Raw genomic sequence first — 14,873 nt, forward strand, 5'->3', positions numbered from 1 at the left:
TTGCCTCTGGATGAAACATGGAACTGCACGTCGTTATCAAGGGCCGCAAGGACCTGGCCGAACAGCTTTACCAGCAATTGCGCACGGCCATTGAGTCGGGACAACTGGTGGCCGGGTCGCAATTGCCTCCCAGCCGCTTGCTGGCCCTGCAACTGGGCGTGTCGCGCAAGACAGTCTCAGACACCTACGCGGCGCTGACCTACGAAGGGTTGTTGGTCGGCAGGATCGGCCGTGGCACGTTCGTCAACGCCTGGGCCACGCGCCGCGAACACCTGCAAAGTGCCGCCGACCTTGCCTGCGCCGCCAACCTGGCCAAGTGGCAGGCCCTTCCCGCGCCCATGGGTCACCCCAACCGTGAAACCCGCCCGAGCCGGGACTTTATCGGCGGTGCCACCGCCCGCAGCCAGTTCCCCCAGGATGAATGGCGGCGCTGCACCCTCGATGCCTTGCGCCGTATCTCACAGGACAGCGGCTTCTACAGCCGGCCGGAAGGCTTGCCGGCCCTGCGCAGTGCAATCGCCGGGCATATCGCATTTTCCCGTGGGGTCAGGTGCAGCGAAGACGACATCGTAGTCACCAACGGCGCCCAGCAGGCGCTCGACCTGATCGCCCGCGTGGTGCTGGAACCGGGCACCGTCGTCGCCATGGAAGACCCCGGCTACACCCCGGTGCGACTGATGTTCGACGCCATGGGGGCGATCGTGGTGGGCGTGCCGGTGGACGAACACGGCCTGCGGGTCGACTTGATTCCCGACGGCGCGCGGCTGATCTACGTGACACCGTCCCATCAGTTCCCCCTGGGCATGCCCATGAGCGTGCCGCGCCGTGAGGCGTTGCTGGCACGTGCGCTGGCGTTGGGCGCCATCGTGATCGAGGATGACTACGACAGCGAATTCCGCTACGAGGGCCGCCCCACCGACTCCCTGCAAAGCATGGACACCCGCGGCGTGGTCGCCTACGTCGGGACCTTCTCGAAAACCCTGCTGCCGGAGTTGCGCCTGGGTTACACGGTGTTGCCGCCGGCGATTTTCGGCGCGGTGCTCAAGGCCAAGCAACTCACCGACCAGCACAGCTCCACCCTGCCGCAATGGGCCCTGGCCAAGTTCATCAGCGAAGGCTACCTGCTCAAGCACATTCGGCGCTGCCATGGGGTATATGCCGGGCGCCGGGAACGGATTCTGCAGCGCCTGGCGGGGGACCTCTCGCCGTGGTTCGACGTGGTGCCCACCGTGGCCGGGTTCCATCTGGCCGCACTGTGCAAGGTGCCGGTGAATATTCCGCAGCTCACCCAATTGGCACGGGAGGCTGACGTGGGGCTCTATCCGCTGAGCGTGTTTTTCCACGACACACCGGTACGCGAGGGACTGAAGATCGGGTTTGGCGCGATCGAAACCCTGGACATTGACCCGGCGCTGGACGTGGTGCGGGATATCCTGCGACAGATTGGCTGAGGGAATTTCCGCCGGATTGGCTATTGGTCAAATCCGGATCGGGGCCTAGGGTGAACGGGTCTCGACTCACTCGGAGCCTCACCATGAAAGTACTGCTCGGCACCACCCTGCTGCTGGCTTCGTTAAGCGCCTTTGCCCACGACCCGGTGTACAACCAGGAAAAGATCAACGTGTTGCAGGAACACGCCCTGGCCAACGTCCCCGGCAAGAAAACCGTGATGCTCACCGTGGACTATGCGCCGGGCCAGGCCACCGTGCCCCATAGCCACACCGGCACGGCCGTGGCCTATGTGCTGGAAGGTGCAATCACCTCGCGGGTCAACGATGAAAAGGCGATCACCTACAAGGTCGGCCAGTCGTTCTATGAACCTGCCGGCTCGCGGCACTTTGAATCCAGCAATGCCAGCCAGACCCAACCGGCGAAACTGCTGGTAGTGATGGTGATGGATGACAAGGCCGACGTGCTCACGCCGCTGCCCCACTAACCCGCGCCACCGCACCCTCCTGTGGGAGCTGGCTTGCCTGCGATGGCGGTGCATCAGACACAGTTGTGTTTGCTGATCCACCGCCATCGCCGGCAAGCCAGCTCCCACAGTTTTAACCGCGCACAGTCAGTGGCTCAGGGTCGTTTGAAGTGGTGGCGCAGATGTTCGATTCGAGGCCGGCAGATACAGCCTTCAAGGTGGTCGTTGACCATGCCCATCGCCTGCATGAACGCATACATCGTGGTCGGGCCCACATAGCTCCAGCCACGTTTCTTCAGGGCCTTGGACAAACGTGTTGACGCGACTGACGTGGGGTTGGCCGTCCAGTACGCCATGTCCACCACCGCCGGGCGCTCATCGGCGGCCGGTTCAAACGACCACAGCCACGCCGCCAGCGAACCGGTCTCATCCACCAGCTCACAGGCGCGCCGGGCGTTGTTGATGGTGGACACGATCTTGGCGCGATTGCGCACGATACCCGGGTCGGCCATCAGCCGCTCGATATCCTGCTCGGTGTACTGCGCCACCCGGCGAAAATCAAAGCCCTCGAACGCCCGCCGAAACGCCTCGCGCTTACGCAGGATGGTGATCCACGCCATGCCCGCCTGAAAACCCTCCAGGCAAATCTTCTCGTACAGCGCAATGTCATCGGCCACCGGCACGCCCCATTCGTGGTCGTGGTAATCCGGGTACTCCGGCGCCGCCGTGCGCCACGTACAGCTGGTGACGCCCGCCGCGTCCGTGATCAATCCTGGAATATCCATAACTCACCCTGTGAACCAAGCCCGGGATGATAAGCGAAAAAAATTCCGGGCCGCCAACCGCTCAAGCACGAACCTTGCGAACCAACTGGTCAGACCGGGACCTGCCATCCGCGTAATATTTACTTGCGACTTGAAAAAAACCGAGCGTAGACTGGCCCCGCACTGGACATACCGGTCAGACCACAACAATTAAGCCCTGGACCCACCAGGGCACCGAATAGAGATCCTTCCCATGCTCAGATGGTGCTCGCGTTCGATTTTCCTGCAAGTCGTGATTGGCCTGGTGATCGGCATAATCTGCGGCCTCGCCCTCCCTGAATTCTCCTCGCAACTCAAACCCCTGGGTGACGGCTTCATCAAGCTGATCAAAATGCTGATTGGCCTGATCGTCTTCTGCGTGGTGGTCAGCGGTATTTCCGGTGCCGGCGACTTGAAGAAAGTCGGGCGCATCGGCCTCAAGTCGGTGATCTACTTCGAAGCACTGACCACCGTGGCCCTGGTGATCGGCCTGATCATGGCCTTCAGCACCGGGATCGGCACCGGCGCCAATATCCACCTGGAGCAACTGTCGTCTGCCGGCCTGAATGAACTGGCAGACCGTGGCCAACACATCAAGGGTACCAGCCAGTTCCTGATGGACCTGATCCCCAACTCGGTGATCGGCGCCTTCGCGGACAACAACGTGCTGCAAGTGCTGTTGTTCTCGGTGTTGTTCGGCAGCGCACTGAACCTGGTGGGCGAAGCCGCTTCCGGCATCTCTCGGTTGATCAACGAGCTGAGCCACGTGATCTTCCGCATCATGGGCATGATCGTGCGCCTGGCGCCCATCGGCGTGTTCGGCGCCATCGCCTTCACCACCAGCACCTACGGCCTGGATTCCCTGCAACACCTGGGCAGCCTGGTGGGCCTGTTCTACCTTACGTGCTTCCTGTTCGTCGCGGTGATTCTGGGGCTGGTGATGCGCCTGTCGGGCCTGCGGATGATGCCGCTGCTCAAGTACCTGCGGGAAGAACTGTTGATCGTGATGGGCACCGCGTCCTCCGATGCCGTGTTGCCACAGATCATGCGTAAACTGGAACACCTTGGCATTGGCAGCTCCACCGTGGGCCTGGTGATTCCGACCGGGTACTCGTTCAACCTCGACGGTTTCTCCATCTACCTGACCCTGGCCATCGTGTTTATCGCCAATGCCACCGGCACACCGCTGTCGATGACCGACCTGCTGACCATCCTGCTGGTGTCGCTGATCACCTCCAAGGGCGCCCACGGGATTCCGGGTTCGGCACTGGTGATTCTGGCGGCGACACTCACCGCAATCCCGGCGATTCCGGTGGTGGGCCTGGTGCTGGTGCTGGCGGTGGACTGGTTCATGGGCATTGGCCGGGCGCTGACCAACCTGATCGGCAACTGCGTCGCCACCGTGGCCATCGCCCGCTGGGAAAAAGACATCGATATCCAGCGCGCCAACAAGGTGCTGGACGGTCAACAAGGGTATGCCTTCCAGGCCAAGAAACCGGTGCTGCCCGCCCACCAAGAGTTCTGATGAGACAGACTCACCCCCTGTGGCGAGGGAGCTTGCTCCCGCTGGGGCGCGAAGCGGCCCCAAAAAATGGGCCTGCTGCGCAGTCCAGCGGGAGCAAGCTCTCTCGCCACACCAAGCAGACAGTTCAATTTAAAGGGAGCCACACGTGATCACCTCGTCAACCGTCGTCAATTCAGTGGTAGAAAAACTGCGCGCCGCCCTGGCGAGGGGTCAGTGGCGGCGCGGCGAGATGCTGCCCGGCCAGCGTGAACTGGCCGAGCAAATGGGCATCAGCCGCCCGAGCCTGCGCGAAGCGGTGATCGTGCTGGAAACCCTCGGCCTGGTGCGCTCCATGCCCGGCAAGGGCGTGGTGGTGCTGGAAACCACCCTCAACGAATCCCAGGCCCAGGACAGCGGCGTGGCCGACGCCAGCCTCGAAGACATCCTGCAACTGCGCTACACCCTCGAGCCCTTTATCGTAGGTTTAGTGGCGCAATCCATCAGCAGCAAGGAAGTCGGGCAACTGCGCCTGACCCTGATGGACATGCGCGAAGCCCTCGACGCCGGCGACAGCGAAGCCGGGATGAACGCCTACATCGCGTTCCACGAAGAACTGTTCGCCCTGACCTCCAACCCGATCTTCCAGAACGTGGTGCAACAAACCAGCAACGCCCTCAAGCAAAGCGCCCAGGTACTGCGCAACTCCCCCGAACACCTGGCGGAACGCTTGCAGGAAAACGACGCCGTGGTGCGGGCGATCCGCAACAAGAACAGCGCCCTGGCCAGCGCCGAAATGCGCCGGCATATCCTGCAGGAAGGCTTGCGCATGGGCATTCGCTTGAACATCCCGGACGACCATCTGGGTAGCTGACTTCCAGGAGACCGCGCATGACCGCTCACGCCCTGCACACCCCTTTCCCCTTTACGCCGTTGCGCCTGGTGGGCAAGCCGAAACTCTCGGTGGACGACATCTACCCGGCACTGTTCGACGCCATTCTCGAGCAACGCATCGCCCCCGCCAGCCGTTTTACCGAGGAGAGCCTCGGGCAAAGTTTTGGCGTCAGCCGCAGCGTGATTCGCCGGGTGCTGGCGCGGCTGTCGCACCAGCAAGTGATCATCCTGCGGCCCAACCACCGCGCCCAGGTGGCGGCACCGGATGCACAACAGACCCAGCAGATTCTCGAGGCAAGGCGCCTGACGGAAATCACCGTGGTGCAGTTGGCGTGTGCCCAGGCGAAACCGGCGCAGATCCGCCAACTGCGGGAGTTGATCGCACGGGAGCGCGACTGCATCGAGCGTGACGAACGTGGCCCGGCGATTCGCCTTTCCGGGGAATTTCACCTGCAATTGGCGGCAATTGCGGGCAACGCGCCGCTGGCACAGTTTCTCAACAGCCTGGTGCCGCTGACCTCATTGGCGATTGCGCAGTTTGAGGCCAAGGCTTGCACGTATTGCGCATGGCAGGAACATAGGGCGATTGTGGATGCGGTGGAGCATGGCGATGCCGGCAAAGCCGTCAACTTGATGACCCGGCATCTGGATCATCTGGAAGCCAAGCTACTACGCAGCAATTGATCACACTGTTTTAACCTGTGGCGAGGGAGCTTGCTCCCGNNAAGCTCCCTCGCCACAAGTTGAGATAACACGCCGATAATCAAATGCAAAAAAGCCCGATATCTTTCGATACCGGGCTTTTGGTTTTACCGCTCAATCAAGCCAGTTACAGCACCGATTGACCGCTCATCGCCAGGTCCAGCAACTCACGGTTGGCCACCGCGTACATGGCGTAGTCCGTGCCGACTGCAGCACGAATCTCCACCATCATGGTGCGCCAGCGATCAGCCATGTCCTGGTGCTGCTCAAGCCACAGGGCCACGCGGGCTTCCATGTCTTCTGGCGCATCGGCCATTTGCAGTACGGAAATGGTGATCGCCCGTTGCTGCCAATCCACGTCATCGCGGAAGGCTTCGCGGGCCTGGGCCTGCCAGTTGTTGCCCACGGGCAGGCTGCTGATCTGCTGCAGGTACCACGGCAAGTCCAGGGCGCTGCCGACGGCGAAGTAAGCCTTCGCGACGTCTGCCGCACTTTGGCCTGTCACGTCGGCGGCTTCGATGATTGGCAGCAGGGTGTACAGGTGGGTAGTGCCTGCAACCATGCGCGCCAACAACTCCGGCACACCGGCTTCGACGTAAGCCTGGTAACGGTTCTGCCAACCTTCGCGGGTCGGGCCTTCCAGCAGTTCGTCGAGCTTGAGGCCCAGCGCGGCAAGGTGCGGACCGAAGTGCGCAACATCACGTCCGGCATCCTGTTCGTTGCGACGGCTGCGCAGGAACCAGCGCGTGGCACGGCGGCCCAGGCGCATCAGCTCGTCCATCAGCTCCAGTTGCACGTCGGCCGAGACCTGGTGGTCCAGGGCTTCGATCTGACGGAACCAGTGCGGGAGGTGGAAGATGTCACGCACGATCACGTAGGCGCCCGCCACGTTCGCCGGGCTCATGCCGGTGGACTCTTTGAGGCGCTGAACGAAGGTGATGCCCATGTGGTTGACCAGGTCGTTGGCGATCTGGGTGCTGACGATCTCGCGCTTCAGACGGTGGCGACGCATGGCTTCGGAGAACTTCGCCACCAGGCTCGGCGGGAAAGCGGTCTCCATGTCACGGGTCAGGTAGTCGTCATCCGGCACCAGGGATTTGAGCAACGCTTCCTTGAGGTCGATCTTGCTGTAGGAGATCAGTACCGACAGCTCCGGACGGGTCAGGCCCTTGCCCGCAGCGGCGCGCTCGTTGAGCTGCTCCTCGGTCGGCAGGTACTCGATGGCGCGGTCCAGCTTGCCACGGCCTTCCAGGTCGCTCATCAGGCGCTTGTACTCGGCCACGCGCTCGAAGGCTTTGCGGGCAGCCAGGGACAGGGCCTGGGTTTGCTTGTAGTTGTTGCCCAACACCAGGCTGCCGACTTCGTCGGTCATGCTCGCCAGCAACTGGTTGCGCTGCTTGTCGGTCATGTCACCGGCCTGCACCACTTCGTTGAGCAGGATCTTGATGTTCACTTCGTGGTCGGAGCAGTCCACACCACCGGCGTTGTCGATGAAGTCTGTGTTGGAACCGCCGCCATTGAGGCCGAATTCCACACGACCCAGCTGAGTCATGCCGAGGTTACCGCCCTCGCCCACCACCTTGCAGCGCAGCTCGTTGCCATTGACGCGCAGGGCGTCGTTGGCCTTGTCGCCCACATCGGCGTGGCTCTCGGTGCTGGCCTTGACGTAAGTACCGATACCGCCGTTCCACAACAGGTCCACCGGTGCCTTGAGCAAGGCATTCAGCAGTTCGGTCGGGGTCAGCTTGTCGGCCTGGATGTCGAAGCGTTCTTTCATCTGTGGCGAGATGGCAATGCTCTTCGCGCTGCGCGAGAAGATACCGCCGCCTTCGGACATGATGCTGGTGTCGTAGTCGGTCCAGGCCGAGCGCGGCAGGTCGAACAGGCGCTGACGTTCAGCGAAGCTGTTGGCCGGGTTCGGGTTTGGATCGATGAAGATGTGCAGGTGGTTGAAGGCGGCGACCAGTTGCAGCTTGTCGGACATCAACAGGCCGTTGCCGAACACGTCGCCAGCCATGTCGCCCACGCCCACCACGGTGATGCTGTCTTGCTGGACGTTGATGCCGCGCTCACGGAAGTGACGCTGCACCCCCACCCACGCGCCCTTGGCGGTGATGCCCATTTTCTTGTGGTCGTAACCGGCAGAACCACCGGAAGCGAACGCATCACCCAGCCAGAAGCCGTAGTCGATGGCGATGCCGTTGGCGATGTCGGAGAAGGTCGCAGTGCCCTTGTCCGCTGCTACTACCAGGTACGGGTCATCGTTGTCGTGGCGCACCACGTTCAACGGTGGCACCAGGGCGCCGTCTTTCAGGTTGTCGGTAATGTCCAACAGGCCGGAAATGAAGATGCGGTAGCAGGCGATGCCCTCGGCCGCGATCTCGTCCCGGCTGCCGCCCAACGGCAGGCGACGCGGCAGGAAACCGCCCTTGGCGCCCACCGGCACGATCACCGAGTTCTTCACTTGCTGGGCTTTTACCAGGCCCAATACTTCAGTGCGGAAGTCTTCTTCACGGTCAGACCAGCGCAGGCCGCCGCGAGCGACGTTGCCAAAGCGCAGGTGCACGCCTTCAACCCGTGGCGAGTAGACGAAGATTTCAAACTTCGGCACCGGCTTGGGCAGCTCAGGAATCGCGTGCGGGTTGAACTTGAAGCTGAAGTACGACTTGTTCTGGCCGTTGGCGTCAGCCTGGTAGAAGTTGGTCCGCAAGGTGGCCTTGATCAGGTCCAGGTAGCGACGCAGGATGCGGTCTTCGTTGAGCACCTGAACGTCGTCCAGGGCCGTGAGGATCGCTTGTTCCAGGCGTTGCTGCTTGTCTTCGAGGTCTTCGGCGGTGAGCTTGCGCGCCAGGTAGAAACGGGTCTTGAACAACCGGGTCAACTCGCGGGCGATGTCGGTGTGGTTGTTCAGGGTGCTGGCGATGTAACCCAGGTCGAAGCCCAGGCGAATCTGCTTCAGGTAACGGGCGTAGGCACGCAGCAGCGCCACGTCGCGCCATGGCAGGCCGGCCGTCAGCACCAGGCGGTTGAACGCATCGTTTTCGGCATCGCCGTGCACGATATGCACGAACGCGTCCTGCAGGGTGTCGTTCAATTGCTGGATATCGAGGTTCACGCCTTCGGCGGCGATGAACGCGAAATCGTGAATCCAGAACTCGCGGCCATTGGCATGACGCAGGCGGTACGGGAATTCACCCAGGACACGCAGGCCAAGGTTTTCCAGGATCGGTAGCACGTCGGACAGCGCCAGCGGCGTATCGGCGTGATACAGCTTGCAATGCAGCTCGCGCTGGCCGGAAACCTGGCCCAGCGGCTGGTAGAAGCTCATCACCAGCGGGTTGGCTTCGGTCAGGCTGAGCAAGTGCTGCATGTCGACCACGGCCGAATGCGCGGCGAAACGCTCACGGTAGCCGGCCGGGAAACCTTTCGGGAAATCAGCCAGCACGTTGGTGCCGTGGGCTTCGCCGAAGCTTTCCACCACCAGGCTGGAGTAGTCGTCCTGCCAGCTGCGGCAGGCCTGCACCACTTCTTTTTCCAGTTGCAGCGGGTCGATGTCCAGGCGGTTCTTCGGGTCTACCCGCAGGATCAACTGCACGCGAGCCAGTACGGACTCGGAGAAGAACGTCCAGAACTCGCAGTCCGAGGCTTTCAGGCGATCCATCAGCACTTGCTGGATCTTCTGGCGCACCTCGGTGGAATAGATGTCGCGCGGCACGTAGGCCAGGCAGTAGCAGAAACGGCCGTACGGGTCCTTGCGCAGAAACACGCGGATCTTGTTGCGTTCCTGGATCTGCACGATCGACATCACGGTGCTGAACAGCTCGTCCACCGGGGTCTGGAACAGGTCATCACGGGGCAGCACCTCGACCACCTGGGCCAGTTCCTTGCCCAAGTGCGCCTTGGCCTGGAAGCCCGAGCGACGCTCGATTTCCGTCACCTTGCGACGGATGTAAGGAATCACCCGCACGCTTTCGCCGTACACCGAGGAGGTGTAGAGGCCCATGAAGCGGCATTCCTTGATGACCTTGCCGTCGGCGTCGATCTGGCGGATCGACACGTAGTCCGGGTAGGCCGGGCGGTGCACGCGGCTTGGGTGTGCAGCTTTGGCGAACGACAGCACGGCCGGCTCACGCAGATAGTTCACCGCGTAGTCTTCGATGCGCAGCTCGTCGGCCGTCAGGCCCGGGCGCAGCAGTTTGGTCAGACCGAGGAACGAGTTGGCGTCATATTCGATATGACCGCCGTCCGCCTCGTCACGTACCACGAACTCTTCGTAGCCGAGGAAGGTGAAGTGGTTGCCCACCAGCCATTCCAGGAAGCTCTTGATCTCGGCTTTTTCTTCGCCGTCGATCACGTACGGGCTGGCGTCGATACCGGCCAGCAGCTCCTGGACCTTGGCTTTCATCGGTTCGAAATCGGCGACTGCAACGCGCACTTCGCCCAGTACCTGCTCAAGTTCCTTGCTCAGGACACTCAGCTCGGCGGCGTTGGCGCAACGGTCGATTTCCAGGTACATCAGCGATTCTTGCTGAACGTCTTCGCCCTGGGTGCCTTTGGGCAGGATTTCCAGCAGTTCGCCCTTCTTGCCACGACGCACGCTGAGTACGGTGGTTTGCAGGGTGTGGATGCTGTAGCCACGGCGGTTCAGCTCGGTACGCACCGAGTCCACCAGGAATGGCAGGTCGTGGTGCAGCACTTCGACCGCGGTGTGGGTCGATTGCCAGCCATGACGTTCGTAATCGGGGTTGTAGACCCGCACTTGCGGTTGGTTGTGATCAAAGCGCTCAAGCAGGCGCCAGGCAGACAGGGTGCAACCGGCCAGGTCGGACAAGCGACGCTGGGTCAGTTCATCCAGGGAAATGATGCCGAAGAATTGTTCAGCGAACAGCGCCACTTGTGGCAGTGCCTGTTCACTGATGTGCTGCGCCAGTGCCGCTTGCAGTTGGTGCTGGAAGTCGGCTTTGCTGGCTGCGGTGAAGAACGCCATCTGTGGTACTCCGCTTGGGCTTGTTATTGATGGAAGCGTCGCGTGTTATCCCCTTGCGGGGAGACCGTCAGCTCTGTTCGCGGTCTACAGTAACGAATTCAGAGTGACAGGTGGGTGAAGCTGGACAAGACAATGAGGTCACATTCAACTTCCATAAGATGCGCACCTTGCCAGGTGACGGTACGACGGGCAGGTCAGACTCCTGGCGAGGCACATCCGTTGCGCAGCTTAACGAGTGTAGGAAGCAAGCTGCTTGCGACGCTGCGACATATTCGGTCATCGGCACGCTGCCGGCGGGTTGCGACTTGGGCAACCGGGTGTTTTCGGAGAAATCCCGGGGCGCCGAGTACCGGAAATGACTGATATTGCCCGCCAGGTCATGCCACAAGGTCTGACACACGATGCAGCACAAAATTCGCCGCAATGGCACAATTGCCCTGCTTCGCCCTCCCCCAGACAGGATTAACCATGCCATTGCAACTCACCACCGCCCACCTGATCGTCAACCCGTGCGATGACGAAGAAGACAACATGGCCATGCTCTGCTGCCACGGCGACAAGGGCGAGATGTTCATGGTGACCCGTTATCCGGACGAGGACGAGGTGGAAGTCACCTGGGATTACGAGCCGTCGACCCTGGACGGGCTGAAGATCACCCTGAGTGCCACGACACTGTTGGTGGAGATTGGCGCGGCGGATGCCGATGCATTGGGCGGCCACGATCAATTGGCAATCACCCACGGCACCGCCGAGTCGGATCTGGCCGAAGTGGAAGAAACCCTGCAGAACATTCTCAAGGGCACCGGGACCTATATCCGGGCCTAGCTGCCAAACCCGCACAATGTGGCGAGGGAGCTTGCTCCCGCTGGGCTGCGAAGCGGCCCCAATCCAGCCAACTGCGTTCTGCCTGGAAAAACTCGGCAGCCTTGTTGGGGCTGCTGCGCAACCCAGCGGGAGCAAGCTCCCTCGCCACAAAGGCAGGCGCCTATCGGAAAAAACCTCAGACATTTCCCACATTTCCCGAAAAATACCCCCCGCGCCGTTAGTCTCCACCCCCTCCGATGCATTAAAGTAACGCCCCCAGGCCTGGCATTTTTCGCAATGCCCAGTCTCACCTCTCCAGGAACCGTCATCGATGGAACATCGTGAAGCGCTGCTTGCGCTGCGAACCTTTCTTTCAACGCAGATTCTCGGCCAGGAAAAACTCATCGAGCGCTTGCTCATTGCCCTGCTCGCCGATGGCCATATGCTGGTTGAAGGCGCTCCCGGGCTGGCCAAGACCAAGGCCATCAAGGAGCTTGCAGAAGGGATCGAAGCACAGTTCCATCGCATCCAGTTCACCCCCGACCTGCTGCCCGCCGACATCACCGGCACCGAGATCTATCGCCCGGAAACCGGCAGTTTCGTGTTCCAGCAAGGCCCGATCTTCCATAACCTGGTGCTGGCGGACGAAATCAACCGTGCCCCGGCCAAGGTGCAGTCGGCATTGCTCGAAGCCATGGCCGAGCGCCAGGTCAGCGTGGGGCGCAGCACTTACGAGTTGTCGCCATTGTTCCTGGTGATGGCCACGCAAAACCCGATCGAGCAGGAAGGCACCTACCCGCTGCCCGAAGCCCAGCTCGACCGTTTCCTGATGCACGTGAAAATCGGCTTCCCGGACGCCGCCGTCGAACGCCGCATCCTGCAGCAGGCCCGTGGCGAAGCCCTCAACGGTGAAACCAAGCCCGAGCGGCGCGTCAGCCAGCAGGCGATCTTCGCCGCGCGCAAGGAAATCCTCGGCCTGTACATGGCCGATGCGGTGGAGGAATACCTGGTGCAACTGGTCATGGCCACTCGCACCCCGGCCAAGTTCGATCCGGAAATGGCCGAATGGATTGCCTATGGCGCCAGCCCTCGTGGCTCGATTGCCCTGGACCGCTGCGCCCGGGCCCACGCCTGGCTGGCCGGCCGCGATTTCGTCAGCCCGGAAGACATCCAGGCGGTGCTGTTCGACGTGCTGCGTCATCGCATCATTCTGTCGTTCGAGGCCGAAGCGGCCGGCATCGACCAGGACCGCGTGGTGCAACGCATTCTCGACGTCGTTGCCGTCGCTTGACGCCTATGAACGCTGGCGATGGAACCCGTGTCACCCTGAGCGAATTGATCGAGATGCGTCATCGCGTGCGGGAAGTGCAGCTGTTTTCCACGCCGAGCCAGCGCAGCCCGCTGATCGGCCTGCACCACTCGAAACTGCGCGGGCGCGGGGTCGACTTCGACCAGGTGCGGGTGTATCAGGCCGGCGACGATGTGCGCACCATCGACTGGCGCGTCACTGCACGCACCCAGGAGCCCCACACCAAGCTGTTTCATGAAGAGCGCGAACGGCCGATCTTCATCATGGTGGAGCAAAGCTGCCGCTTGTTTTTCGGCTCGGGGCAGATGTTCAAGTCGGTGCTGGCGGCCCAGGCGGCGAGCCTGATCGGCTGGGCGGCGCTGGGCCATAACGACCGGGTCGGCGGGCTGGTGTTCGGTGACAGCGAGCACTACGAAATCAAACCCCGGCGCAGCAAGCAAAGCCTGCTGCAATTGCTCAACCGGTTGGTACGGGTCAACCAGAGCCTCAACACCGAACGCCGCCCCGAAGCCGACGCCCTCGGCATGGCCTTGCGCCGAGCCCGGGAAGTATTGCGCCCGGGCAGCCTGGTGATTGTGATCTGTGACGAGCGCGCCCTGACCGAAGGCGCCGAGCAACAGCTGAGCCTGTTGTCGCGGCATTGCGACCTGCTGCTGTTGCCGGTTTCCGACCCGCTGGACCACGCCCTGCCCGCCGCCGGCCTGCTGCGCTTCGCCGAGCGCGGCGCACAGCTGGAGCTGGACACCCTGAATTTTGATCTGCGCCAGGCCTACAAGGCCCAGGCCGAAGCCCGCAGCGCACGCTGGGAACTGCTCGCGCAAAAGCTGCGGGTGCTGTTGATGCCCTTGAGTACCCAGGGTGAAATGGTCGAGCAACTGCGCGAATACCTGAACCCGCAACGCCCGGTTAAAAAGCAATGAGCAGCCTCGACCAACTGCAACCCCTGATTGCCCCGCCAGTGATCGGCTTCTGGCCGCCGGCGCCGGGTTGGTGGCTGTTGCTGCTGATCATCCCGTTGGCGGGCTGGGGCCTGTGGTGGCTGCGCCGTTTCCTGCCAGCCAAGCGCCCATTGGCCCGTGCCGAACAACCCCTGGACCCGCTGCGCATCGCCGCCCTCGCCGAACTGGCGCTGATGCCCAAACCCTACGACGGCGCACCGGCCGGTGCCTGGCTGCAACAGCTCAACGGCCTGCTCAAGCGCCTGTGCCGCAACGACTACCCCTACAGCCAGAGCCACACCCTCAACGGCCGCAAGTGGCTGGCGTTCCTCGACAACCGTTGCCCCGCTGCCGGCCTGACCCGCTGGATGGTGCTGGTGGAAGGCGCCTACAAGCCCGAATGCAAACTCGACGACAAGGCCATCGCCGGTCTGACCCAGGCCGTCGATACCTGGATTCGCAAACATGTTTGAGTTCGCCTGGCCGTGGATCTTTGCCCTGTTGCCATTGCCCTGGTTGCTGCGCCTCATCCTGCCGGTGGCCGACAGCGGCGAACCGGCGCTGAAAGTCAGCTTCCTCAGCGACCTCGAAGGCCTGGCCCGCCGCCGCGCGCGGGTCAACCTGCCGGGATGGCGCCAGCAAGCACCGTTTGTGTTCCTGTGGCTGCTGCTGTTGACCGCCGCCGCCCGCCCGGAATGGTTGGGCGAACCCTTGCCGATTGCAGCCAGCGGCCGCGACTTGCTGGTGGCGGTGGACGTTTCCGGCTCGATGGACTTCCCCGACATGCAATGGCAAGACGAAGACGTCAGCCGCCTGAGCCTGGTCAAGCACCTGCTGGGAGATTTCCTGGAGGGCCGCGAAGGTGATCGCGTGGGATTGATCCTGTTCGGCAGCCAGGCCTATCTGCAAGCGCCGCTGACCTTTGACCGGCGCACCGTGCGCACCTGGCTGGATGAGGCACGGATTGGCATCGCCGGTAAAAACACCGCGATTGGCGACGCCATCGGCCTGGCCCTCAAG

Annotated in this window: 12 protein-coding genes; 10 read left to right on the plus strand and 2 right to left on the minus strand. The window is 62.3% G+C overall.

From position 1 onward, the window contains the following. The first annotated feature begins 17 nt into the window (after positions 1–17). Positions 18–1,451: a PLP-dependent aminotransferase family protein gene (locus HX786_RS29210; RefSeq protein WP_178912956.1), complete on the plus strand. Its 1,434-nt coding sequence runs from the start codon at positions 18–20 to the stop codon at positions 1,449–1,451. 83 nt (positions 1,452–1,534) lie between these two features. After that, complete coding sequence (locus HX786_RS29215; RefSeq protein ID WP_003210770.1) at positions 1,535–1,936, plus strand: cupin domain-containing protein; 402 nt, start codon at positions 1,535–1,537, stop codon at positions 1,934–1,936. A gap of 134 nt (positions 1,937–2,070) precedes the next feature. Here the strand turns inward: HX786_RS29215 and HX786_RS29220 are convergent, their stop codons facing one another. Beyond that, positions 2,071–2,700 carry a DNA-3-methyladenine glycosylase I gene (locus HX786_RS29220; protein ID WP_177117129.1) on the minus strand — a complete coding sequence of 210 codons (630 nt, stop codon included), beginning with the start codon at positions 2,698–2,700 and terminating at the stop codon, positions 2,071–2,073. Between the two features lie 232 nt (positions 2,701–2,932). Here HX786_RS29220 and HX786_RS29225 point away from each other — a divergent pair, with 232 nt between their 5' ends. The 3 genes from HX786_RS29225 to HX786_RS29235 all read left to right on the plus strand — a co-directional run bounded on the left by HX786_RS29225 (position 2,933) and on the right by HX786_RS29235 (position 5,797). Further along, positions 2,933–4,243: a C4-dicarboxylate transporter DctA gene (locus tag HX786_RS29225; RefSeq protein WP_008433031.1), complete on the plus strand. Its 1,311-nt coding sequence runs from the start codon at positions 2,933–2,935 to the stop codon at positions 4,241–4,243. A gap of 145 nt (positions 4,244–4,388) precedes the next feature. After that, positions 4,389–5,093 (plus strand): FadR/GntR family transcriptional regulator, encoded by a 705-nt coding sequence (locus HX786_RS29230; protein ID WP_102369278.1) that lies wholly within the window; start codon positions 4,389–4,391, stop codon positions 5,091–5,093. 17 nt (positions 5,094–5,110) lie between these two features. After that, a complete protein-coding gene (locus tag HX786_RS29235; protein ID WP_102369279.1) occupies positions 5,111–5,797 on the plus strand; it encodes a GntR family transcriptional regulator in 687 nt (228 codons plus the stop codon). A 145-nt stretch (positions 5,798–5,942) separates the two neighbouring features. Here the strand turns inward: HX786_RS29235 and HX786_RS29240 are convergent, their stop codons facing one another. Then, positions 5,943–10,802: an NAD-glutamate dehydrogenase gene (locus HX786_RS29240; RefSeq protein WP_003212956.1), complete on the minus strand. Its 4,860-nt coding sequence runs from the start codon at positions 10,800–10,802 to the stop codon at positions 5,943–5,945. Positions 10,803–11,270: 468 nt separating this feature from the next. On the opposite strand from HX786_RS29240, the gene HX786_RS29245 reads away from it, so the two are divergent. The 5 genes from HX786_RS29245 to HX786_RS29265 form a co-directional block, all read left to right on the plus strand. After that, positions 11,271–11,627: a hypothetical protein gene (locus HX786_RS29245; RefSeq protein ID WP_003212949.1), complete on the plus strand. Its 357-nt coding sequence runs from the start codon at positions 11,271–11,273 to the stop codon at positions 11,625–11,627. A 310-nt stretch (positions 11,628–11,937) separates the two neighbouring features. Further along, a complete protein-coding gene (locus tag HX786_RS29250; RefSeq protein ID WP_003218556.1) occupies positions 11,938–12,897 on the plus strand; it encodes a MoxR family ATPase in 960 nt (319 codons plus the stop codon). A 5-nt stretch (positions 12,898–12,902) separates the two neighbouring features. Continuing rightward, a complete protein-coding gene (locus HX786_RS29255; RefSeq protein WP_003218540.1) occupies positions 12,903–13,835 on the plus strand; it encodes a DUF58 domain-containing protein in 933 nt (310 codons plus the stop codon). Next, positions 13,832–14,326 (plus strand): DUF4381 domain-containing protein, encoded by a 495-nt coding sequence (locus tag HX786_RS29260; RefSeq protein WP_003218539.1) that lies wholly within the window; start codon positions 13,832–13,834, stop codon positions 14,324–14,326. The genes HX786_RS29255 and HX786_RS29260 overlap by 4 nt, the downstream gene beginning before the upstream one ends. Continuing rightward, the coding region (locus tag HX786_RS29265; RefSeq protein WP_177123605.1) for a VWA domain-containing protein at positions 14,319–14,873 on the plus strand (555 nt) is incomplete at its 3' end. The genes HX786_RS29260 and HX786_RS29265, both read left to right, overlap by 8 nt.

This window comes from Pseudomonas sp. 21615526 (assembly GCF_013386245.1).
In the GTDB taxonomy this organism is placed as follows: Bacteria; Pseudomonadota; Gammaproteobacteria; order Pseudomonadales; family Pseudomonadaceae; genus Aquipseudomonas.

What these genes read in the sequence shown, in the direction of transcription:
- HX786_RS29225 (WP_008433031.1), top strand. Translation starts at nt 2,933, where the DNA reads ATGCTCAGATGGTGCTCGCGTTCGATTTTCCTGCAAGTCGTGATTGGC.
- HX786_RS29245 (WP_003212949.1), top strand. Translation starts at nt 11,271, where the DNA reads ATGCCATTGCAACTCACCACCGCCCACCTGATCGTCAACCCGTGCGAT.
- HX786_RS29215 (WP_003210770.1), top strand. Translation starts at nt 1,535, where the DNA reads ATGAAAGTACTGCTCGGCACCACCCTGCTGCTGGCTTCGTTAAGCGCC.
- HX786_RS29250 (WP_003218556.1), top strand. Translation starts at nt 11,938, where the DNA reads ATGGAACATCGTGAAGCGCTGCTTGCGCTGCGAACCTTTCTTTCAACG.
- HX786_RS29220 (WP_177117129.1), bottom strand. Translation starts at nt 2,700, where the DNA reads ATGGATATTCCAGGATTGATCACGGACGCGGCGGGCGTCACCAGCTGT.
- HX786_RS29255 (WP_003218540.1), top strand. Translation starts at nt 12,903, where the DNA reads ATGAACGCTGGCGATGGAACCCGTGTCACCCTGAGCGAATTGATCGAG.
- HX786_RS29240 (WP_003212956.1), bottom strand. Translation starts at nt 10,802, where the DNA reads ATGGCGTTCTTCACCGCAGCCAGCAAAGCCGACTTCCAGCACCAACTG.
- HX786_RS29210 (WP_178912956.1), top strand. Translation starts at nt 18, where the DNA reads ATGGAACTGCACGTCGTTATCAAGGGCCGCAAGGACCTGGCCGAACAG.
- HX786_RS29235 (WP_102369279.1), top strand. Translation starts at nt 5,111, where the DNA reads ATGACCGCTCACGCCCTGCACACCCCTTTCCCCTTTACGCCGTTGCGC.
- HX786_RS29260 (WP_003218539.1), top strand. Translation starts at nt 13,832, where the DNA reads ATGAGCAGCCTCGACCAACTGCAACCCCTGATTGCCCCGCCAGTGATC.